The sequence below is a fragment of the Parahoeflea olei genome (assembly GCF_001703635.1).
GTDB classification, from domain to species: Bacteria; Pseudomonadota; Alphaproteobacteria; order Rhizobiales; family Rhizobiaceae; genus Hoeflea; species Hoeflea olei.
In genome coordinates, this window is the sequence record NZ_LQZT01000023.1 from 267,120 (window position 1) to 288,063 (window position 20,944).

Below are 20,944 nucleotides of genomic sequence, written 5' to 3' on the forward strand. Positions count from 1 at the left end.
CGGGTGCCTGTCAGAAAGATCTATAAATCAATGGCTTATCTGAGTTTTTCCGACTTTTCCTGCACGGCGGATGCTGCGCGGGCACCGCGGGCCTGGCGCGGCCAAACGGCGTTCGGAGACGGCTGCATGAGCCGATCATCCGTCGCGGGTCCGGAGCGGTTTTCTACCCAGGGTGAGTCAGCCGGATGCCGCGATCGGAGCGTCTGAACCGGACCTCTAACGCCGCAGCCGGCCGGATTCTTTTTCCCGGGGCGGCCCGTTTTTCTTCTGGATTCATGCGAAGCCGCCGAAGCCGGAGACGCGTTTCCGTGTGCCGTCGCGGTCTCACCTGCCGGCTATCACGGCCTTCTTCTGCAAGTTGGGGGGCAGGGCGCGGGGCGGGCACGCCGGCCGTCTAAGCAGGCAAGGCCCGGACCGGCAGGACCTGTTCGCCGGTCAGGGCCGCCCTGGAAGCAGGTCAGGAACCTGCGGTCGGAATCCTAAGCCCGCTGTCCTCGTCGAACACATGCCACGAATCCGGCTCGAAGCCGATATGGATGGTCTCGCCGGGGCGTGCCTTGACCCGGGCCTTCATCACTGCCGTCACCGCAACGCCGGAAAGCTCCAGCGACAGCATGGTTTCGGCACCTGTCGGCTCGACAAGCTTGACTTCGCACGGAATGCCGCCGGGCTGCAGGGTGATGTTCTCCGGGCGTATTCCGAGGATGAGGGGCTGGTCCTTCGGCCCTTCCGGAGCGGTGTCGGTCAGTTTCTGGCCGGTGGGCGAGGTCAGCCCGCCCGCGTCATCGCGGCGGCAGGGCAGGAAATTCATCGACGGCGAGCCGATGAAGCCCGCCACGAAACGGTTCACGGGCGTGTCGTAGAGTTCGAGCGGCGTGCCCACCTGCTCGATCCGGCCGTCATTGAGCACGACGATCTTCTCCGCCATGGTCATGGCCTCGATCTGGTCGTGGGTGACATAGACCGTGGTTGTTTTCAGCCGGTGGTGCAGGTCCTTGATCTCGGTGCGCATCTGCACGCGCAATTTCGCGTCCAGATTGGAAAGCGGTTCGTCGAACAGGAACACGGCCGGGTTCCGCACGATCGCCCGCCCCATGGCGACGCGCTGTCGCTGCCCGCCCGACAGCGCCTTGGGATAGCGCGCGAGGTAAGGCTCGAGGCCGAGAATGCCGGCGGTCTTCTTCACCGCCGCGTCGATCTCGGCCTTGGGCAGGCCGCGCATCTTCAGCGAGAAGCCCATGTTCTCGGCCACCGTCATGTGCGGATAGAGCGCGTAGCTCTGGAACACCATGGCGATGTCGCGGTCTTTCGGCGCGATGCCGTTCACTTCCTTTCCGTTGATGCTGATCGAGCCGGCGGTGACGGTTTCCAGGCCGGCGATCATGCGCAGCACGGTCGACTTGCCGCAGCCGGACGGTCCGACCAGGGTGACGAATTCGCCATCCCCGATCTCGACCGACACGCCGTGGATCGTCTCATGCTTCCCAAACGACTTTCGTACGTCCTTGAGTATTACGCCCGGCATTTTCCGTCTTCCCGTTCTCGATTGCTTCGATTTCAGCGATGTGCCCCGGGGCTGGCCGAAACCTGCGAATAGGCGATCACCTCGGCGGCCACCTGTTCGATCGGATGCGTCATGTCGACCCTGATATGGTCGACGGCGATCGGTTCGAACTCGCGATGCACCCGCTCCGCCTTTTCGGGCGTCCGGCCGGCACGCGAATTCGCAGCCTCGTCCTGGCGCCGCCCGAGGCGTGCCCTGATGACGTCGAGCGGCGCATCGCAATGCACCACCTTCACGACGGCACCATGTTGCCCGGCAAGCTCCAGGACGTCGCGGATCTCGTGCGCCCGCGAAAACGGCTTGCCGTCGATGATCAGGCAGTCCGGCTTGCAGTGTGCGAGCAGGTAGGCCAACACGCGGTAAAGCGTGTTGGTCGCGACCTCGTTCTGCTCCCGGGAGTAGTCGAGATAGATCTTCGGAAAGATCGAGTCCCGGATCTGATCGCGGCTGACGATCTCGGCGCCCAGAGGCTCCGCCAGCGCATTGGCGAGAGTGGTCTTGCCGACGCCGGGAAGCCCGACGAGGAGAACGAGCGTGGGGGCGCCTCGATCCTGCATGGCCTGCTCACTCCGCCTTCTGCGATGCGCCGAACATCGCAATGCGTTCGGCGACGGCGGCTTCGCCAAGCGCCCGCCCTTCGGCGGCCGGAACGCGCGTGTCGATGACCGGATTTTCCGCGCCATAGGCCTTGATGAAGGCCTTGCGGAACCCGTCCTTGATGGCAGAATCGATGTTGATCTTAGCAATGCCGGCCTTGACCAGGGTGGAGACCGTATCGGCAGGCACGCTGGTGCCGCCATGCAGGACCAGCGGCATGGTGAGCGCCGCCGACAGCCTCTTGACCAGATCGACATCGATCGGCGCCTCGTCGCCCAGTGCGCCGGGCGTGTTGCCGATCGAGACGGCGAGATAATCGACTTCGGTGTCGCGCACGAAGGACACGGCCTCTTCGACCGTGGTCTTGCGCTCGATCACCTCTTCGCCTTCCTCAGCCAGCGTCTCGCCGATCTGCGCTTCCACGCCCACACCGTGCCTGCGCGCGAGCGCCACCACCTTGCGCACCAGTTCGACATTGGCGTCGTAGGAGGCGCTGGAGGCGTCGATCATGACGGAATCGAAGCCGGATTCGATGCACATGCGCACGGTTTCGTAGTCCGCGCCGTGGTCGAGATGGAGGATCAGCGGCACCGAGGTGCGGCGGCGCGCGACCTCGACCATGGAAACGAAGTAATCGAGACCGACATGGCGCAGCCCGCCCATCGAGGTGGAGAGCATCACCGGCGCCTTGGTCTTCTCGGCCGCCCCGGCAATCGCCTGGACGAATTCGAGATGGTGGGCGTTGAACATGCCGACCGCCCATCCTTCCTTGTAGGCCTTGTTGATCCAGTAGGTTGCGCTTTCTCTGATCATGTCTTCTCCTGGGTCAGCAGCAGGGCGCCGCACAGATTGGGGTCGGGCGCCTGGGTTCGGATGAGATGCGGCTGCAGGGCCGCGGGGAAGGAATAGGCGGGCAGCAGGTCGATGAGCGCCTGCAGGTCGAACCACGGCTGGTTCAACGCGCCTCCCGCCAGGATGATGCGCTGGGGCTCGATCAGGGTCACGGCGGCGCCGAGTGCCTGGGCAAGCGCCTCCAACGCCTCGGCACCGGCCTTGCCGTCGCTTTGCGCCCGGCCGGAAGCCACGGTGCACAGGCAGCCAAGATGGCCGCAATAGCAGGGCTTGCCATCGGGGTTGATGACCAGGTGGCCGAGCGCGTTGGCGCCGCGGCGGGCACCGACCCACAATTGGCCGTTGAGAATGAAGGCGTGGCCGACGCCGGTACCGATGGCGACATAGAGCGCGGAGTTGGCGCCCTGCGCCTCGCCGGCGCGCAGTTCGTAGAGGGCGCCGCAATTGACATCGGTCTCGATCACGGCCGGGCATCCGAACCGCTGTTCGATCTCATGGCGCAGGTTGACGCCTGCCCATCCGAGGTTCTCGGACCCCGAGAGCAGGCCGTCGCCGTCCACCACCGCGGCGATCGACACGCCGATGGAACGGGGGCGGCCGGTCTTCCACTCGTCGATGAGCCCGGCCACGAGATCGAGAACCTCTTCGGGGCGGATCCTGTCGCTCCAGCGCGAGCGGTGCATGTGCTGCCAGTCAAACCCGGCCGAGGCGGCGCCGACGCGGATATGCGTGCCGCCAATGTCGATTGCGAACCTCATTTCACACCTGTGGAGATGGTGCCTTCGACGAAATATCTCTGAAGCGCGAGGAAGAAGACGGCGGTCGGCAGCGTGCCGAACACCGACACGGCCATGACCTCGCCATATTGGGTGTTGTAGCCCGCCTGGAAGGCGGCCATGCCGAGCGGCAGGGTCCTGAGCCCGTCATCCGAGGTCACCACCAGCGGCCAGAGATAGCTGTTCCAGTTGAGATTGAAGGTGAGGACCGAAACCACGACCACGGTCGGCAGCACCATCGGCAGGATCACCGAAAACAGGATGCGCAATTCGCCCGCGCCATCCACCCGGGCGGCGTCGATATAGTCGTCGGGCAGGGCGACGAAGGCCTGGCGGAAGATGAAGATGCCCACCACGTTGAAGGCGGTCGGCAGCACCAGGCCCGCATAGGTGTTGGTCCAGCCGAAGGAATGGACCTCGAGAAACAGCGGAATGACCACCGCCTCGAGCGGGATCATCAGCGAGACCAGCACCACGATCCAGAACACGGTCGACAGGCCGTAGCGGAACTTGGCGAAGCTGTAGCCGGCGAGTGCGCCCAGCAGCACGGTCACCAGCACGGAGACCAGCGAGGCGAACACCGAATTCAGCAGATACAGGAAGAACGGATATTCCGCGAAGGCCGAGACGTAGTTGCCCAATCCGGCCGACCCGGACGAGAAGACCGGCGTGGTGAAGATCTCGCCGCTTTCCTTGAGCGAGGCCGACAGCATCCAGGCGACCGGATAGAAGGTCAGCACCAGCGCGATCGCGATGACGCCATAGGCGAAGAATTTGCGAAGGAGGCTTTTAGGCATTGCGGTCTCTCAGAAACCACAGCTGAACCAGGCTGATTGCCAGAATTCCCCCGAACAGGACAACGGAATAGGCGCTCGCCCGGCCCATGTCGAGGTAGCTGAAGGACGTCTTGTAGATCAGCAGCGTCAGGATCTGGGTCGAATCCGCCGGGCCGCCATTGGTCACGATCTGCTGGAAGGCGAATGTCTTGAGCCCGTTGACCGTGGCCAGCACGACCGCCAGCGCGATGGTCGGCTTCATGGCCGGCAGCGTGATGTAGCGCAGGACCTGCCATCCGCGCGCACCGTCGATTTCGGCCGCTTCGTAGAAGTCCTTGGGAATGGCGAGAAAGCCCGCGAGGAATATGATCATGTAGTAGCTGGCCGCGTGCCACCAGCTCATCACCACCAGCGCGATCGGCGCGTAGGTGCTGCTGTTGAGCCAGGGAACCGGGTTGTCGAGCACCAGCCCCGCGACATCGTTCATCGGGCCGTTGAAATTGAACATCAGCTTCCAGACCAGCGCCACCGAGACGATCGGCATGACCGACGGAATGAACAGCAGCGTGCGGAAAAGCCCCCGCGACTTGCTGACCTGCGTCAGTGCCCAGGCCATGACGAAGGACATCAGCAGCACCGGGACCACGGTGTAGAACACATAGGCGATCGTCACCCACAGCGAATTGACGAAGGCATGGTCGCGGGGAAGGGCCGCGAAATGCTTGAAGCCGACGAACACCGGCTCGGACAGAAGATCGTAGTCGTGCAGGCTGATATAGACGGAAAAGAGGATCGGGTAGAGCTGAAACAGGAGGATATATCCCAGTCCCGGCAGGGCGAAGAGAATGCCCCACAGCGCGATGCGATCTCCGAACAGCTTTGAATTCCCGATCCTCATGGTTGGTCAATCAGCGATTGCGGACGCTGTCGATCTGGGACGCTGCCTGGTCGAGCGCCTCCTTCACCGGCACGCCCTGGGCGAACTGCTCGATGGCCGACTTGATGGCGTTGCCTTCCTGGGTCCAGGTCTCAGAGCGCCAGACGAAGGAGCCGTGCTTCTGGCCTTCGGCGAAGACCTGTGCGCCACGGGTGTTCTTCGCAGCTTCGGTCTCGTTCCAGCCCTTGCGACCGGTGACGTAACCGGTGGCTTCGAGATAGCCGTCGCTGTCGGAGGTCAGGAAGTTGAGGAACTCGAAGGCTTCCTTCTTGTTCTTCGAGCCGGCGGTGACCGCCAGGGCGTAGGAGTTGAGAAGGGTTGCGGGGTTTTCCGGATCAAGCTGCGGCAGCGGGGCCACCACATACTGCTCCTTGACTGCGTCCGAGAACAGCGGCGGCGCCCAGATGCCGGCGATCGCCATCGACTGGCGGCCTTCGCTGAAATCCTGAAGCGCGTTCACGGGGTTCACGGTGGCCATCGACGGGCCGCCGATCTTCTTGTCGATCAGCACTTTCCAGGTTTCGGTGAAGGCGGCCACGCAGGCATCGGAATTGATCGCGGCCTTGCCGTCCTCGCCGATCACGTCGCAGCCATACTGCTTGAGGATCGGCCAGTACTGCTGCGCATACCAGTAGGGATCGAGGTTCCAGACCCAGTTGAAGCCGAGCCGCGAGCCGTCTTCGGTGGTCAGCTTTTCGGCAAGGGCGAACAGCTCTTCCCAGGTCTTGGGCGCATCGGCTTCCGCGTCCAGGCCGGCTTCCTCGAGATGCGCCTTGTTGATGAACAGTGCCAGCGTGTTGAACTCTTCGGGCACGCCGTAGACCTTGCCGTTGATGGTCAGGCCGGAGAGCGCCTGCGGCTGGTAGAGCTCGTTGAGCGCTTCGGTGCTGTCGACGCCGAAGGCCGCGTTGTCGACTTCGGCGAGAATGTTCCGTCCGGCATAGAGCGGGAACAGGTAGTCGAGCACGTTGACGATGTCGGGCGGATTTCCGGCCGCGATCGCCGCAAGCAGCTTCACCTCGTAGTCGCCATGCGGATCGTCATGGAGATTGATGGTGATGTCGGGGTGCAGCTTGGTGAATTCGGCGGCCTTTTTCTCGATGAAATCGCGCGCCGGCGGGTAGGTGTGGTGCCAGAAGGTCAACTCGGTGGAGAACGATGTGCTGGTCAGGGCCAGCAATGCCGTGCCGGAAACGAGACCGGCAATCGTGAGTTTTTGGGTGAACCTCATTTTTTCCTCCCTGGAAAAGGCGCCTTGAAAAACGGGGATATCTCTACATGAAGTTTTTTGTTTCGCAACCCATTTTTATCATGTAAATGTGAAGCAAAGTGCGTCAAAACGACAGGGGGGAGAGAATGAAAAGACATCAATCGCTGTTGACCCGGATCTCGGGAATGCAGTTTTCCGCCTCGGAAAAACGTGTGATCGAGCTGCTCCTGAGCGTTGCCGAATATGATGTGGCGGGCCTGTCTTCTGCCGAGATCGCCCAGAGAAGCGAGACCAGCCGCTCGACCGTCGACCGGCTGTGCAAGAGGCTCGGATACCGGGGATTGAAAGAGCTGCGGCGCGCATTGCTCCAGGAAAGCCAGGGCATGCGGATGCCCGTGGTCGCAAGCCGTGCCGAAGCCATCGAGAAGGCCGACAGCTTTACCGAGATCGCCTACAAGGTCTTTCACAGCGCTTCGGTCCGCTCGCTCCGCTTCGCCGACCTGCTGTCGCAATCGGATGATCTCGATCGGCTGATCAACGCGATCCGCAAGGCAAAATCGATCCAGGTTTTCGGCGTCGGCGGCTCGGCGGTCGTCGCGCTGGACATGCACCAGCGGTTGATGCGGCTCGGCATCAAGGTGAGCTTTTCGGAGGATCACCACAACCAGATCGCCGGCGCTTCGCTGATGGAGCCGGGCGACCTGGCGATCGCGATTTCCTATTCGGGCCGCACCAGCCTGACGGTTCAGGCCGCCCGCATCGCCCGCGACCGCGGCGCCACGCTGGCCGCCGTGCTGGGATTGCCGGGCAGCACGCTTGCCGAGCTCGTCGACATCCCCATCATCCTGCCGCCGGGAATCAACCTTTTCGGCGCGGATGCGGTGATGACCCGGGCGCTGGAGCTGTCTTTCAATGAGGTCATTTTTCACTGCCTCGCATTCGGAAACGCGGAAATGATGCAGAAAGTGTCACAGATCGAAGAGATTTTGCGGGGCCAAAAGGGCTTCTAGAGAGCTTTCGTCCCGCAATCCGTTGTGGACGCTCTCCCGGACTGCCCCGGCTTCTGCCACGTGCCGCTGTCTTCGGTCGCCGCCGCCGCCCGACGCGGCTGCTCCGGTGATCGCGGCGGACGGGATGGTCGGCTTCGGGGCGGGCCGGAGATGCCTCCGTCAGAACCCGACCTTGAGTCTTGCCGTGGCGCTGTGCGCGCGGGCGGTTTCGCCGAAGCGGCCATTGTAGCCGATGCCGAGCGTGGCCGAGGGCGCGAGCGCGAAGTCGAGCCCGGCCTCGATCACCAGCGCGTTGCTGTCGACCGGCGTGTTGGCGATGGTGAAGCTGTCGCCGGTGGCAAAGCGCGCGGTCGAACTGGCGGCGGTATCGCCGAAGGCGTGCTGCCAGCCGATCATGCCGCGCGCGACCGTCGCCGCGCCGCCGAGATCGAAGCCGGCCGCCGCCCTGAGGCCGAGCGTGGTGAAACTCACGTCGTCGCTCTGGGCGGACACGGTGAGGGCCGCGCTGCCGCCGCTCTCGGTGAAGCCGTCGGTGCGGATCTGCACATGCGAGAGATTGGCGAAGGGTTCGAGCTCGACCGAGCCCGCAGCCATGCGGTAGCCGAGCTCGCCGAACGCATTGAGCGTGCCGGCGTCGTAAGCGGCCGTGAGCCTCTGCCCGAGCATGGTGACATCGCGCACGGTGTCGATGCCGGAAAACGTGTAGCTGAGGCCTGAGCGGAAGGAGAGGGCGCCGAAATCGCGGCTGCCATGCAACCCGACATGATAATTGTCGCTCGATGCCAGTTCCGTCGCCGTGCCGACCGAGGCGCTGGAATAGCCGCCAAAAAATCCGACCCGCCAGTCGCCCGCCATGCCGTCGAGACCGGCCAGCATGCCGCCCGAGCGGAGGTCGCTGCCAAGCGTGCCGCCCGAGCCGTCGATGCTGCCGCGGGCGCCGAAGCCGCTGGCCCAGAAGCCGAAGCGGCCGGTATCGTACCCGTCCGCCCCGTCGAAACCGGCGAAACGCCCGGCCGCCGCATGTTCTTCTTCCGGCGCATAGGCGGTGGCTGTGCCCGCCGACTGCTCCACAGACCCGCCGGACTGGCCGCGCATGCGGGTGTTGAGCATGGCGTTCATCGCCTGGGCGCCCACGGTCAGCAGCGGCGTGGTCGAGGCATGCACTTCACCCGAAAGCTGCCGGAAGCTGCTGCGGGCATTTTCCGCATTCATCGGCAGGAGGCTGTTGTAGAGCGCCAGCGACGGACCGGATTGCTGCAAGGTGTCGAGCGCCCGGGCGACCCCCTGTTCGTTTCCGGTCCGGGCGACCGTGACGAACGTGCCGCCGCCGCCATCTTCTCCATCCCCGTCGCCGCCGCTGCCGCCATCGCCCCCACTGCCGCCATCGTCTCCGCCCCCATCTCCATCTCCATCGCCGTCGCCGCCATCGTCCCCATCGCCGCCATCGTCCCGGGCGACGACGACGGTCAGCAGCACGTCGTTGCCGGAGATCACGGAGGAGACGTCAAGGAAGGCGGAATCGCCGAGCAGGTTGGCGAAATCGCCGGTAATCCCGCCCTCGGCGCTCAGAACGGTGTAGGTCTGGCTTTCCTGGTAGCTGGTGGCGGCATCGAGCGCGGTGACCTGCATCGTGGCGCCGTTGATGGTGGCCGTGCCTGCCACATTCGTGCGGTCGGCGGTCGCCGCCGAAACATCGACGGCATAGGTCGAGCCGGCATCGAGCACGAGATCGCCGGCAATCGTCAGCGTGCCCGGCGAAAAGCCCGGCGCCAGCGTGCCGCCGCTGCCGATGGTGACGCTGCGTCCCGCCGTGCCGAAGGTGCCGGAACCGCCGAGAAGCCCGCCGGCCGACACGTCGATGGCGCCGCCGAGCAGCGCCCCGTCGGCCAGCATCAGCCCGCCGCCGGCCACCGTGGTGGTGCCGGAAAAGGCTGAATTGTCGGCCGTAAGCGTGGTCGTGCCCGAAAGCTGGCGGATCGCACCGCTCCCCGAGAGCGCCGCCCGGAAGCCGTAATCGGCATCGGTGTGATTGAACACCAGCGTGCCGGTGCCATAGCCGAAGACGAGGGCCGCGGCATCGAAGGTCCCCGCCCGGGTGGCGGCGTTCCCCTCCGCTGCGCCGATCGAGAGCGTGGCGATGGCGCTGCTGGTTTCCGCAAGTCTCGCCGTGCCGCCATGGCTGCCGTCACCGAGTTGTGCTCCGACGGTTACCGTGCCGCCATCCCCGACCAGCAGCAATGCCCGGCCCTGACGCCCGACATAGAGATCGGTGCTGGAGCTCCAGAGGGATCCGTCACCCGTGACTTCGACGCTCCCGCTTGCCTGGCTGCCATCGCCGATCGCGCCATAGGTATTGCTGACCGTGCCCCCGCGGGAGACGATCAACCAGCCTGTCTTTGCCAATCCGACGGTGAGTGCGCTACTGTTGACCCAGGTCGACCCGGCACCGGTGACGTTAACGAGGCCGGAACCGAGGGAGGATCGGCCCAGAATGCCACCCTCACTGCTAAGAAATCCGCCGTCTTCGACCCTCACCGTGGCCGACCCGTTTGCGCCGGCGGTCAGGGATCCGTTGGTCTCCCATCGCGAGCCGTCACCGGTGACCGTGACCCGGCCGCTCCCTCCCTGAACACCGACAAGCGCGTTGGCGTTGCTCACCAGGCCTCCATCGGAGATGTTCATCGTGCCTATTCCGGAATAGCCGATATTGACCAATGAGGACGCGGTCCAGGCCGACCCCGGGCCCGTCACCAGGACAAGGCCAGTGGAAGAGCTACCTGACGCCAGGGTGGCCGCCTCGCTGGTGAGCTGGCCGCCATTCTCGACGCTGACGACCCCGTATCCCGCGCTGCCGATGTGCAGACTGCCGGTATTCGACCAGCGCGATCCCGGCCCGATCACGCTTACCGTGCCGGTGCGGAACAGGTAAAAGCCGATCAGGGCGATTTGCGTGTCGAGGGTCGCGCCATCTCTCACCGTCACCGCGCCATCGCCGACCAGGCCAACCCTCAACTGCCCCGGCGCCCACGATGTCGCGCTCGTCGGTGGGGGTACATTCATGCTGCCTGTCGCCTCGATCGATTGCGCGCCGGCCGCGCAGGGAAGGAGCGAGATGAAAAGACCGGAAAGGACAATGGGACGCATGGGATCAACTGGGGTTGGGGCTGCGGGACAATGGCAGGACGACGCTCGATGGTCTCTGCATGGCGACAATGCCGAAACCGGGGCGCCTGGCCGGAGGGTGAAGGGTGAAAGTCAGGGCAATGGGTTGAGATCCAAATCGGGCAGTGGCTGGCTGGCGGCAATCCGTCTGTCTCGCCGGATCGCCAGGCAGGAGACTAGGACGGCGGCAGAGGCAGCGGTCCGGGACGAGGGCCGAGAAACACGCGCCCGGCTTGGGCCGCAGTCGCGCTTTCGCGCAATCTTGCGGCCATGGCCTTGTCGCCGAGCTTCAACTGAAGATCGGCGCGCTGGGCATGGAACGGCGCCCAGTCCGGATCCTGCTCGATCGCCCTGGCGAGGAGCTGGTCCGCTTCATCGAACTGGAGAGCAAGAGCCAGCAATCCGGCTTGCGAGGAAAGTACGGTGCTGTCGGAGGGGGCGATCGCCTGCGCCTCCTCGACCAGGGTGGCCGCTTCCAGCATCTCACCGCGGCGCGTCAGAAGCGCTGCAAGCGAGGCCATCGCCTGCGCCTTGAGCGATCCCTGCTCGGTGCTCACAAGCCTGCGCAAGATGGTTTCGGGTTCCGAATTCAGGCGGTTTTCCCTGTCGGCAAAGGCGAGGATCTGCGCGAGATAGAGGCCGGACCAGTTGTCCCCCAGCGCCATGCCGGCGCGATAATGCCCGCTCGCCGCGACCAGATCGACCGGCAGGCCGAGCGAGCCGTCGCGATAGAAGTGACCCAGAACCGTATGGGCAAAGCCGATGCCGCCATCCGCCGCGTCGAGGTAAGCCTTGACCACCGGCGCGGGATCGTCTCCCGCCTGCCAGCCCTCGTGCAGGGCCTCCGCGAGCCCGCCGGCGGCGGGCCGGTATCCGGCCTCGATCGCCTTGCGGAAAAGGGCTGCGGCCTGTCCGGGGTCCTTGGTCACGCCGGCGCCGTCGAGATAAAGCCATGCGAGATTGTGGATGCCGACGCCCACGCCCCGCTCGGCCGCGGCTTCATAATGCTTGCGCGCGATCGCCAGGTCCTGCCCGCCCCCCAGACCCTGGTCGAACAGCATGCCTAGGCCGACTTCGGCCAGGGGGTAGCCGTTCCCGGCGGCCTCGGCAAAATGATGGCGCGCGGCCTGATAGTCTCCGGTGCCTTGCTCCGCGCGGGCGAGCTGGAAGGCGAAACGGGGCTCGTCCGGCGCGTCCGCGTATGCCTTCCGGCAGGCATCGAGCGCCGCGGCACCGTCGATCTCGAGCTGGGGAATGCCGGCGGGTCCGAAGCGGGGATCGTTGGGGCTGCCCGCCAGGCGGTCGCACGCAGCCCCGGACTCGTCATTGGCGATCGACATTCCCACGAAGACGAGGAAGCAACCACCCAGAATTGCGAACGTCTTGAAGAAAGAGGGCGCAGGGGCAAAAGACATCGCGGTCTCCCGTTCATCCGTTGCGCCCAGAAATAGAGCAACGAAAGCTGCATCCGTTACCGTTTGTGTCTCGCAGGTCGCGGCACTTCTTGCGTTTTTGTCCCAATCAGTAGAAAACGGGCCGTGGTCACGAGGCAGGGATCGAGGCGATGGCTGGTTCGACAAAGCGAGCGGTACAAACATTTTCGACTGCCGTGTTTGCGCCCGAAGAACAGTTCGACCATTTCAGCCTGCGGATCGGATCCATGTTCGACATGGAGCGCTCGCGGGTGGTGCAGCCCTTCGAGGCGGCCATCGAGAGCATCCATTTCGGCTCCATGCTGGTCAGCCGCATGCGAACCCAACCGTTCGTCTATGACCGGCAGCGCCGCCGGGTCGCAAGCGACCTGATCGATCACATCATGATCAGGGTCGATCTCGAGAACGGACCGGATCACCGGTCCCGGCCCCTGGCGCTCGTGCTGATAGACCTCGCGCAGGTCTCCGAGCGCAATGTCACGCCGCGGCACAACATCTCGGTCGTGCTGCCCCGGCGCCTGTTCGGCAAGGATGCCGACGCGCTCGCCAGGCTGCACCAGATACCGCTGTCGCACCCGAGCGCACTGTTTCTCGCCGACCATCTCGTGTCGGTGATGTCGCATGGCGCAGGGCTCGAAGGCGAAGTCCCGCGCGCGATCGGGGCGATGCTGCCCTCGCTGGTGGTCAATTGCCTGCTCGGCCAGCGCCCCTTGGCGGCGGACAGCCACAAGGCCGATCTGGAACTGGTGCTGCTGTCGAAGGCCCGGCAAACGATCAACGAGCAGCTCTGTTCGCAGCAGTTGAGCCCGGCCATGCTGGCACGCCAGCTCGGGCTCTCCCGGTCGTCGCTGTACCGGCTGTTCGAACCCGCGGGCGGGGTGGCCAAGGTCATCCGCGAGGCGCGCATGCGCGCGGCGGCCCGCGCCATCGTCGAAGGCGGGACGGGCCTGCGGCTCGGCGATGTGGCCGATCGCTTCTGCTTTTCGAGCGACGCGCAGTTCTCCTCCAGTTTCAAGGCCTATCACGGCTGCTCCCCGAGCGAGTTCCGCGCCTCGGCCCTGGGCGACAAGACAGCCGCATCCGGACTGCCGGGCACCGACGAGCGCGTGTTCCCGACATGGCTCGCCAATCTCTGAGCCGGCGAAGCCGCCGGATCCGGGCGGCGCTGTTGTGCCGCAGCCCGCAATCGGGTGTATCTCCCTGAAATGCTTGCAACTCCGGTTTGCCTGCTCCCGAAACGTGTGGCATGGTCACCGGGGCGAGGCGAGGATCCGGGTGGGATTGTGTCGGTAAATTTCGGTCATCTGCAGGAGATCAGCCCGGAGCTGCACCGCCTCGGCACGCTGGCCGAGCGCTTCTTTGCCGAGGATGCAAATACCTCGCTGATCAAGAGCCGCCAGTTCGGCGAATACATGGTCAAGGAGATCGCCGCCCATTCCGGCGTCTACGATCCCGCCGCGCGCGAGACGACCCTCGACCTGCTGCGACGGCTCTCGGCACAGCAGGTCCTGCCGCGCGAGGTCGCCCAAATCTTCCACGCGGTGCGCAAGAGCGGCAACGAGGCGACCCACAATCTGGGCGGCTCCCCCGCCGAGGCGCTCGCGGCACTCAAATTCTGCCGCGCGCTCGGCGTCTGGTTTCGCCGCAGCTACGGCCGCGATCCCGGCTTCAGGCCGGGTCCTTTCGTCCCGCCCCGGGCCTCGGCCGAGGCCGACCAGGCGACACGGGCCGAGCTGGAAGACCTGCGCGCGCAGGTCCGGGAAGCCACGGAGAAACTGGCGGCGGCCCATGCCTCGGCCGAGGAACTGGAGAAGGCCCGGGCGGCTGCGGAAGAACTGGCCCGCCAGGCCTCGGCCGACAGTGCCGTCTGGGAGCAGACCGCCGTCGAGATAGAGGCCAATCAGGCAAGTCTCGCCCGCAAGCTCGCCGAGATGCAGAAGGCCGCCGCGGCCCAGCCGGATCAGATCCGGATGGAGTTCAAGCAGGCCGGTCTCGAAGCTGCGAGCCGGCTGGAGCTCGACGAGCGCCAGACCCGCCGGCTGATCGACGTCCAGCTTGTCGATGCCGGATGGGAGGCCGACAGCGCCCGTCTCACCTGGCAGAACGGTGCCCGGCCGGAGGAGGGGCGCAATCTCGCAATCGCCGAGTGGCCCGCGGAAGGCGGTCGCGCGGATTACGCCCTTTTCGCCGGCCTGGCATGCATCGGTGTCATCGAGGCCAAGCGCGCGAGCATCGATGTGCCGTCCACCCTGCAGCAGGCCGAACGCTATGCCCGCACCATCGTGCTCGCGCCGGACGAAGCCCATCCGCATGGCCCCTGGAGACACGGCCTGGATCAGCCCTTCCGCGTGCCTTTCGTGTTCGCCACCAATGGCCGGCCGCATCTGCGCCAGTGGCTGGTGAAATCCGGGATCTGGTACCGGGACGTGCGGCGGGACACCAACCATGCCATCGCCATGACGAGCTGGTTCTCGCCGAAGGATCTTCTGGACAAGCTCACCACCGATGTCGACACCGCTGCCCTGGGGCTCGCCGAAGAAAGTTTCGGCAAGGGCCGGATGCGCCCCTACCAGGAGGACGCGATCGCCGCGATCGAGACGGCGGTGGTCGCAGGCCAGCGCGATATCCTCGTTTCCATGGCGACCGGCACCGGCAAGACACGCACGGCGATTGCGCTGATGTATCGCCTGCTCAAGCACAAGCGCTTCCGCCGCATCCTGTTCCTGGTCGACCGCAAGGCGCTGGGCCGGCAGACAAGCGATGCGCTCGAAACCACCGAGATCGAGGGCATGCTGAACTTCGCCCAGATCTACAAGGTGGCGGGGCTCGAGCAGAAGCTGCCGGAGGACGAGGACCAGGTGCAGGTCGCCACCGTCCAGTCGCTGATCGCCCGCATCCGCAACGAGCCGGACCCGACAAAGCGCCCCACGCCCGGCACCTTCGACTGCATCATCGTCGACGAGGCCCATCGCGGTTACACGCTCGATGCCGAGCTGCGCGAGAGCGACATCGGCTTCCGCAATCTCGATGACTACCAGTCGGCCTACCGCCAGATCCTCGATTACTTCGATGCGGTGAAGGTGGCGCTGACGGCCACGCCCGCGTTGCACACCCGCGAGATCTTCGGCCACCCGGTCTTTCATTATGGCTATCGCCAGGCGGTGGTCGAAGGCTATCTCAACGATCACCTGCCGCCCAAGCGCATCACCACGGCTCTCTCGGAAGCCGGCATCCATTTCGAGGGTGGCGAGGAGGTCGAGATCATCGACCGCAAGACAGGCCAGATCGATCTCTTCGAGCTGCCGGACGAGGTTTCGCTCGATTACGACCTCGCCGACTTCAACAAGCGCGTCTATTCCGAAGCCTTCAACCGCATCGTCTGCCGGGCGATCGCCACCGAGCTCCCGCCGTCAAAACCGGGCAAGACGCTGATCTTCGCCGCGCGCGACACCCATGCCGACGACATCGTGCGCCTGCTGGTCGAAGAACTGCAGGAGGAATACGGCACGGAGGCCGTGCCGCATGGCATGGTGATGAAGATCACCGGCAACCGGAATGTCGAAAGTCCCGACGAGCTGATCCTGAAGTTCAAGAACGATCCCTACCCGAAATATGTCGTCACCGTCGACCTGCTCACCACCGGCATCGACGTGCCCTCGATCTGCAATCTCGTCTTCGTCCGCCGGGTCAGGAGCCGCATTCTCTATGACCAGATGATCGGCCGCGCCACCCGGCTCTGCCCCGAGATCGGCAAGGAGCATTTCCGTATCTTCGATGCCGTCGATCTCTATGCCGAGCTGCAGGAGATGAGCGACATGCGCCCGGTCGTGGTCAGGCCGGACATTTCGCTCGGCCAGCTTGTCGCAGACCTGCAGAAGGCCGACAGCGAAGAGGACCGGCAATGGGTCGCCGGCCAGGTGATCGTGCGCATGCGGGCGATGGTCAAGCGCCTGGATGCCGAGACCCGCGAGAGCTTCGAGCGCCACACCGGCGAAAGCCCCGATGCGGCGCTGCAGCGGCTGTCGACCCGCTCCGGCGCCGAACTGCAGCAGTGGCTGGCCGCCCATCCCCGCGCCGTCGAACTGCTCGAGCGCCGCCCGCTCTCCACCGGCAGGAACGATGGCGTGGTCATCTCCACCCATGAGGACGAGCTGCTGCGCATCGAGGAGATTTTCGGCAAGAACACCACGCCCGAGGATTACATCACCGGCTTCGAACGCTTCGTCCGCGAGCACATGAACCAGGTCCCGGCGCTGATCGCCGTCACCCAGCGCCCGCGCGATCTCACCCGCAAGGAACTCTCCGAACTCGCCGGCCTGCTTGACGAGAACAACTATTCCGAGGCCATGCTGCGCGCCGCCTATGGTCGCGTCCGCAATGCCGATATCGCCGCCCACATCATCGGTTTCGTGCGCCAGGCGGCGCTGGGCGATCCGCTGGTTCCCTATGCCGAGCGCGTCGACCGCGCGATCCTGAAGATCGAGGCTTCGCGCCCCTGGTCGCAAAGGCAGAAGCGGTGGCTGCAGCGCATCGGCCGGGCGCTGAAGGACAAGCCGGTGGCCGACCCGACCCTGCTCGACCAGGGCGCCTTTGCCGACAAGGGCGGCTTCAAGCGCATCGCCCAGGAGTTCGACGGAGAGCTCGACGAGGTGCTGCACGCCTTCAACGAGGCGATCTGGTCGCCGCCCGCCGCCTGAATTGACCGCACCGGCCAGGGATCTACAAACAGCCCAGCGATTCTGCCGCCACCGATTCCGCCCCCAGCGATTTCGTCCAAAGAGAAGATCAAAGCCATGAATGCCAATGCCATCGTCCAGAAACTCTGGCGCCTCTGCACGGTCCTCAGGAAGGACGGCATCACCTACCAGCAATATGTCACGGAACTCACCTATCTGCTGTTTCTGAAGATGATGGCCGAGCGCAACCGCGAGACCGGCAGCCTGCCGAAAGGCATGCGCTGGACGGACCTGGTCGCCGCCAACGGTCTGGCGAAGCTCGAGCATTACCGCAAGGTGCTGGTCACGCTCGGCGCCGCCAGCACCCGGCTCGGCCGGGACGATGCCCTGGTGGTGCCGCCCGGCGACAATGCCACGCCGGAGGAGCGCAAGCGCTACGCCGATGCCCGGCCGCTGCCGGAGATGGTGCAGAAGATCTTCGACAACGCCTCCACCTTCCTGCGCGAACCGCAGAACCTCACGACCCTGGTCACCGCCATCGACGAGCTCGACTGGTTTTCAGAGGAACGCGACCAGTTCGGCGATCTCTATGAGGGCCTGTTGCAGAAGAACGCCGAGGAAACCAAGCGCGGCGCCGGCCAGTATTTCACCCCGCGCGTGCTGATCGAGCTTCTGGTCCGGCTGATGCAGCCACAGCCCGGCGAGATCATCCAGGATCCGGCCGCCGGCACCGGCGGGTTCCTGATTGCCGCCGATCGCTACATGAAGGCGCGCACCGACGACTATCTGGCGCTCGGCGGAAAGGAGCAGGATTTCCAGAAGCGCCGCGCCTTCCGCGGCATGGAAAACGTGCCGGGCACGCTGCGCCTGCTGTTGATGAACCTCTATCTGCACGACATCGAGGGCGATCACGTCGATCTCGGCGATACGCTGTCCGACAAGGGCACCGCGCTTGGCCGCGCCGACCTGATCCTCACCAACCCGCCCTTCGGCCCGGCCGGCGGCGCGCCGACCCGGCAGGACCTTTCGGTCACGGCCAGCGTCTCCTCCTACCAGCTTCCCTTCGTCGAGCACTGCATCCGCGCGCTCGAGCCCGGCGGCCGCGCGGCGATCGTCGTACCCGACAATGTGCTGTTCGAGGACGGGCGCGGCAAGGCTCTCAGGCAGATGATGATGGACTGGTGCGAGCTGCACACCATTCTGCGCCTGCCCACCGGCATCTTCTACGCGCAAGGGGTGAAGACCAATGTCATCTTCCTCACGCGCGGCAAGACCGAGAGCGGCAACACCAAGTCCGTCTGGATCTATGACCTGCGCGCGCAGATGCCGAAATTCGGCAAGACCACGCCGCTCACACAGGCGCATTTCGAAGGCTTCGAACAGGCGTTTGGCAAGGACCCGTTTGGCAGGGAGCGCGGACCTGACGAGGGCGAGGCCGGCCGCTGGCGCGCGTTCACCCGCGAGGATATCGCCGCCCGCGGCGACAATCTCGACATCGCCTGGCTGCGCGAGGCCGAGGAAGAGGCGGAAGAAGGCCTGATCGAACCCGACGACATCGCCGCCGCCATCCTCGGCCATTTGCAAGCCGCGACGCTGGAGATCGAGGCGCTGATGGCGGAACTCGGCGACGAAACGCCGGAGGCGGCGGAATGAGCGGGTTGCCGAGGGGGTGGTTTGAAGACGAAGCCTCAACGATCTGCGAGTTAGTGCAGAGTGGCGGTACGCCAAAGGAAGGCTTCATCGACAAGCCCGGAGTGCCGTTCTTGAAGGTATACAACATCGTTGATCAGAAGATCGACTTTGAATACCGGCCCCAGTTCATCGACGCTGACATTCACCGTTCTTCGATGGCCAAGTCACAGGCGTTGCCTGGCGACGTGCTAATGAATATCGTTGGACCGCCACTTGGCAAAGTGGCGGTAATTCCGTGCTCATTCCCAACGTGGAACGTCAATCAAGCATTGACGATTTTTAGGCCGAGCGAAGCCCTGACTTCCGAGTGGCTCTACTATTTCCTTTGCGGTGGCGACAGCGTGAAGAGCGTGATTAATGAGACCCGCGGTTCGGCGGGCCAAGTAAACATCTCGTTGTCGCAGTGCCGAGCTTTCAAGCTTCCTCTCCCACCTCTGGCCGAGCAAAAGCGCATCGTGGCCAAGCTGGAGGCGCTGAACGCGAAATCCGCCCGCGCCCGCACCGAACTCGCCCGCATCGAAACCCTCGTCTCCCGCTACAAGCAGGCCGTGCTCAGCAAGGCGTTCAGCGGGGAGTTGACGCGTTCAAAAGTTCGATTTGGCGAGTTCATCAATTCCGCGGAAAATGGCCTTTCAAAACGCGAGGGTGATGATGGTGAGTGGACGAACGTGCTTCGGTTAACTGATCTAAAACAAGGGCAGTTCGCACCTGAGGAACCGCGGCAAATCAAGTTAACGAACAAGGAAATCGAGAAGTACCGCCTGTCTGAGGGTGAACTCGTCGTCATTCGCGTAAATGGGAGTGCGAACTTGGTGGGCAGAACATTCTGCTTCAAGGCCGGTGATGTCTGGGCATTCTGCGATCACTTCATTCGCATCAGCCTTAAGCCGACCTTGGATCCCGATTTTGCGGTACTCTTTCTCAATTGCCCTCCGATCCGTTCGATTATTGAACGCAAATTTGTCTCGACCTCTGGGCAGAAGACCATAAGCCAGAAATCGCTTGAGAATTTACCCGCTCCGGAAACCTCTCTCGAAGAACAACACGAAATCGTCCGCCGCATCGAATCCGCCTTCGCCAAGATCGACCGGCTGGCGCAAGAGGCAAAGCGCGCGCTCAAGCTGGTGGGGCGGCTGGACGAGGCGATCCTGGCCAAGGCCTTCCGCGGCGAACTGGTGCCCCAGGATGAGAACGACGAACCCGCCGAACGGCTGCTCGCCCGCATCCGCGCCGAGCGCGAGGCAGCGCCGCAGCGCAAGCGCGGCCGGGGGGCCAGGCGATGAAGGTTCTGAGAAGCCAGCCGCTGACCGAAGCGAACCTGAAGACGCAAAACCGGCATATTTACATCACCGCCCTGCGAAAGGAGCTTCCCGGAGACGTCTTCGAGATCAAGGCCACGAAGAGATCGCCGAACAAGGTGACACTTGAATATGAGGACCTGAAAGTGGAGACCTATGTCCCCAACGACACCCGGACGGAAAAGCCGAGAAACCACTTTCAGGCCCGCTCCTTCGTCGGCAAGTTCTTCACGCGGTCGGGCGCCTCGGCCGGCGACGTGGTTCTGTTCACGCCGCTGTCCCCCAGGCATTACCGGCTCTCGCTGGAGCGGCGTGGCGCGGCGCCCCCCGAAGCCCCCGATCCCCGGAAGGAAGCCGTATCGCGCATGGCAAGGCAGGTCGCGAGCACCGTGGCCGGCGCCAATGGGCAGGTTGTCGCAAAGACGATGAAGAACAAGGAGCGGCACCTTTCGGGACCCGAACTGGAGCTTCACATCGCGGCCCTGATCGAGGAACAAGGTGGTGTTTGCGTCCTGTCCGGATTGCCGCTGCAGTTCGACGGCGCCGAGCAGGACAGTCAGATGCTCGCCTCCCTCGACCGGATCGATAGCAATGGGCATTACGCGAAGGGCAATCTTCAGGTGGTCTGCCGGTTCGTCAACAAATGGAAAAGCGACATGCCCGATCCCGAGTTCCGGCGCCTGATGACCCTTGTCAAGGATCAAGGGCGGGGGTGAGGGAGCCGGCCCTTCGCCTGCTGCCCCATGCCGAATCCGCCGTCTCCCGCCGCAACCCGCGCAGCGCGCGCGGCCGGGTGGCGCCGGCAATTTCACCCTGACCCTGAACGGGCGGCCCCCCGCCGTCAGGCGCCGTTCGGGCCCGTCTCGCGCCATCGCCCGCCTGCCCGGATGGCAGCCGCATTGCTGTGCGGTTGCCCGGCAGTCCGCAGACTTTCGTCGATGGATGTGCCGATTGACTTGAA

15 protein-coding genes are annotated in these 20,944 nt (G+C 64.6%); 6 read left to right on the forward strand and 9 right to left on the reverse strand.

The window, feature by feature from the left end; all coding sequences use genetic code 11:
* Positions 1-457 precede the first annotated feature (457 nt).
* The 7 genes from AWJ14_RS14105 to AWJ14_RS14135 are packed head-to-tail and all read right to left on the reverse strand — an operon-like array spanning position 458 to position 6,733.
* A complete protein-coding gene (locus tag AWJ14_RS14105; RefSeq protein ID WP_066180313.1) occupies positions 458-1,525 on the reverse strand; it encodes an ABC transporter ATP-binding protein in 1,068 nt (355 codons plus the stop codon).
* A gap of 32 nt (positions 1,526-1,557) precedes the next feature.
* Positions 1,558-2,121 carry a P-loop nucleotide/nucleoside kinase family protein gene (locus AWJ14_RS14110; RefSeq protein WP_066180315.1) on the reverse strand — a complete coding sequence of 188 codons (564 nt, stop codon included), beginning with the start codon at positions 2,119-2,121 and terminating at the stop codon, positions 1,558-1,560.
* 7 nt (positions 2,122-2,128) lie between these two features.
* Positions 2,129-2,974 carry a class II fructose-bisphosphate aldolase gene (locus AWJ14_RS14115; protein ID WP_066180317.1) on the reverse strand — a complete coding sequence of 282 codons (846 nt, stop codon included), beginning with the start codon at positions 2,972-2,974 and terminating at the stop codon, positions 2,129-2,131.
* Entirely contained in the window at positions 2,971-3,771 is an 801-nt protein-coding gene (locus tag AWJ14_RS14120) for an ROK family protein (RefSeq protein WP_066180319.1), read from the reverse strand. The genes AWJ14_RS14115 and AWJ14_RS14120 overlap by 4 nt, the downstream gene beginning before the upstream one ends.
* On the reverse strand, positions 3,768-4,586 hold the full coding sequence (locus tag AWJ14_RS14125; protein WP_066180322.1) for a carbohydrate ABC transporter permease: 819 nt from the start codon (positions 4,584-4,586) through the stop codon (positions 3,768-3,770). Before AWJ14_RS14125 ends, AWJ14_RS14120 begins: the two co-directional genes overlap by 4 nt.
* A complete protein-coding gene (locus AWJ14_RS14130; protein ID WP_066180324.1) occupies positions 4,579-5,463 on the reverse strand; it encodes a carbohydrate ABC transporter permease in 885 nt (294 codons plus the stop codon). Before AWJ14_RS14130 ends, AWJ14_RS14125 begins: the two co-directional genes overlap by 8 nt.
* Before the next feature lie 10 nt (positions 5,464-5,473).
* Positions 5,474-6,733 (reverse strand): ABC transporter substrate-binding protein, encoded by a 1,260-nt coding sequence (locus AWJ14_RS14135; RefSeq protein WP_066180325.1) that lies wholly within the window; start codon positions 6,731-6,733, stop codon positions 5,474-5,476.
* A 125-nt stretch (positions 6,734-6,858) separates the two neighbouring features.
* Between AWJ14_RS14135 and AWJ14_RS14140 the strand changes: the two genes are divergently transcribed.
* Positions 6,859-7,722 (forward strand): MurR/RpiR family transcriptional regulator, encoded by an 864-nt coding sequence (locus AWJ14_RS14140; RefSeq protein ID WP_083220272.1) that lies wholly within the window; start codon positions 6,859-6,861, stop codon positions 7,720-7,722.
* 159 nt (positions 7,723-7,881) lie between these two features.
* Here AWJ14_RS14140 and AWJ14_RS14145 read toward each other — a convergent pair whose 3' ends face one another.
* Together AWJ14_RS14145 and AWJ14_RS14150 are read right to left on the reverse strand one after the other, a co-directional pair.
* Entirely contained in the window at positions 7,882-10,782 is a 2,901-nt protein-coding gene (locus AWJ14_RS14145; RefSeq protein ID WP_171904883.1) for an autotransporter domain-containing protein, read from the reverse strand.
* Between the two features lie 278 nt (positions 10,783-11,060).
* Positions 11,061-12,482: a tetratricopeptide repeat protein gene (locus tag AWJ14_RS14150; protein ID WP_083220289.1), complete on the reverse strand. Its 1,422-nt coding sequence runs from the start codon at positions 12,480-12,482 to the stop codon at positions 11,061-11,063.
* A 62-nt stretch (positions 12,483-12,544) separates the two neighbouring features.
* On the opposite strand from AWJ14_RS14150, the gene AWJ14_RS14155 reads away from it, so the two are divergent.
* The 5 genes from AWJ14_RS14155 (at position 12,545) to AWJ14_RS14175 (ending at position 20,699) form a co-directional block, all read left to right on the forward strand.
* Positions 12,545-13,453 carry a helix-turn-helix domain-containing protein gene (locus AWJ14_RS14155; RefSeq protein WP_171904884.1) on the forward strand — a complete coding sequence of 303 codons (909 nt, stop codon included), beginning with the start codon at positions 12,545-12,547 and terminating at the stop codon, positions 13,451-13,453.
* A 147-nt stretch (positions 13,454-13,600) separates the two neighbouring features.
* Entirely contained in the window at positions 13,601-17,014 is a 3,414-nt protein-coding gene (hsdR, locus tag AWJ14_RS14160; protein WP_066180335.1) for a type I restriction-modification system endonuclease, read from the forward strand.
* 96 nt (positions 17,015-17,110) lie between these two features.
* Positions 17,111-18,646 carry an N-6 DNA methylase gene (locus AWJ14_RS14165; protein ID WP_066180337.1) on the forward strand — a complete coding sequence of 512 codons (1,536 nt, stop codon included), beginning with the start codon at positions 17,111-17,113 and terminating at the stop codon, positions 18,644-18,646.
* Positions 18,643-19,968: a restriction endonuclease subunit S gene (locus AWJ14_RS14170; protein WP_066180339.1), complete on the forward strand. Its 1,326-nt coding sequence runs from the start codon at positions 18,643-18,645 to the stop codon at positions 19,966-19,968. The genes AWJ14_RS14165 and AWJ14_RS14170 overlap by 4 nt, the downstream gene beginning before the upstream one ends.
* A complete protein-coding gene (locus tag AWJ14_RS14175) occupies positions 19,965-20,699 on the forward strand; it encodes a hypothetical protein (protein ID WP_066180341.1) in 735 nt (244 codons plus the stop codon). Before AWJ14_RS14170 ends, AWJ14_RS14175 begins: the two co-directional genes overlap by 4 nt.
* Positions 20,700-20,944: the final 245 nt, after the last annotated feature.

Coding starts and splice junctions, on each gene's coding strand:
- AWJ14_RS14105 (WP_066180313.1), bottom strand. CDS start 1,525: ATGCCGGGCGTAATACTCAAGGACGTACGAAAGTCGTTTGGGAAGCAT.
- AWJ14_RS14110 (WP_066180315.1), bottom strand. CDS start 2,121: ATGCAGGATCGAGGCGCCCCCACGCTCGTTCTCCTCGTCGGGCTTCCC.
- AWJ14_RS14115 (WP_066180317.1), bottom strand. CDS start 2,974: ATGATCAGAGAAAGCGCAACCTACTGGATCAACAAGGCCTACAAGGAA.
- AWJ14_RS14120 (WP_066180319.1), bottom strand. CDS start 3,771: ATGAGGTTCGCAATCGACATTGGCGGCACGCATATCCGCGTCGGCGCC.
- AWJ14_RS14125 (WP_066180322.1), bottom strand. CDS start 4,586: ATGCCTAAAAGCCTCCTTCGCAAATTCTTCGCCTATGGCGTCATCGCG.
- AWJ14_RS14130 (WP_066180324.1), bottom strand. CDS start 5,463: ATGAGGATCGGGAATTCAAAGCTGTTCGGAGATCGCATCGCGCTGTGG.
- AWJ14_RS14135 (WP_066180325.1), bottom strand. CDS start 6,733: ATGAGGTTCACCCAAAAACTCACGATTGCCGGTCTCGTTTCCGGCACG.
- AWJ14_RS14140 (WP_083220272.1), top strand. CDS start 6,859: ATGAAAAGACATCAATCGCTGTTGACCCGGATCTCGGGAATGCAGTTT.
- AWJ14_RS14145 (WP_171904883.1), bottom strand. CDS start 10,782: ATGAATGTACCCCCACCGACGAGCGCGACATCGTGGGCGCCGGGGCAG.
- AWJ14_RS14150 (WP_083220289.1), bottom strand. CDS start 12,482: ATGTTTGTACCGCTCGCTTTGTCGAACCAGCCATCGCCTCGATCCCTG.
- AWJ14_RS14155 (WP_171904884.1), top strand. CDS start 12,545: ATGTTCGACATGGAGCGCTCGCGGGTGGTGCAGCCCTTCGAGGCGGCC.
- AWJ14_RS14165 (WP_066180337.1), top strand. CDS start 17,111: ATGAATGCCAATGCCATCGTCCAGAAACTCTGGCGCCTCTGCACGGTC.
- AWJ14_RS14170 (WP_066180339.1), top strand. CDS start 18,643: ATGAGCGGGTTGCCGAGGGGGTGGTTTGAAGACGAAGCCTCAACGATC.
- AWJ14_RS14175 (WP_066180341.1), top strand. CDS start 19,965: ATGAAGGTTCTGAGAAGCCAGCCGCTGACCGAAGCGAACCTGAAGACG.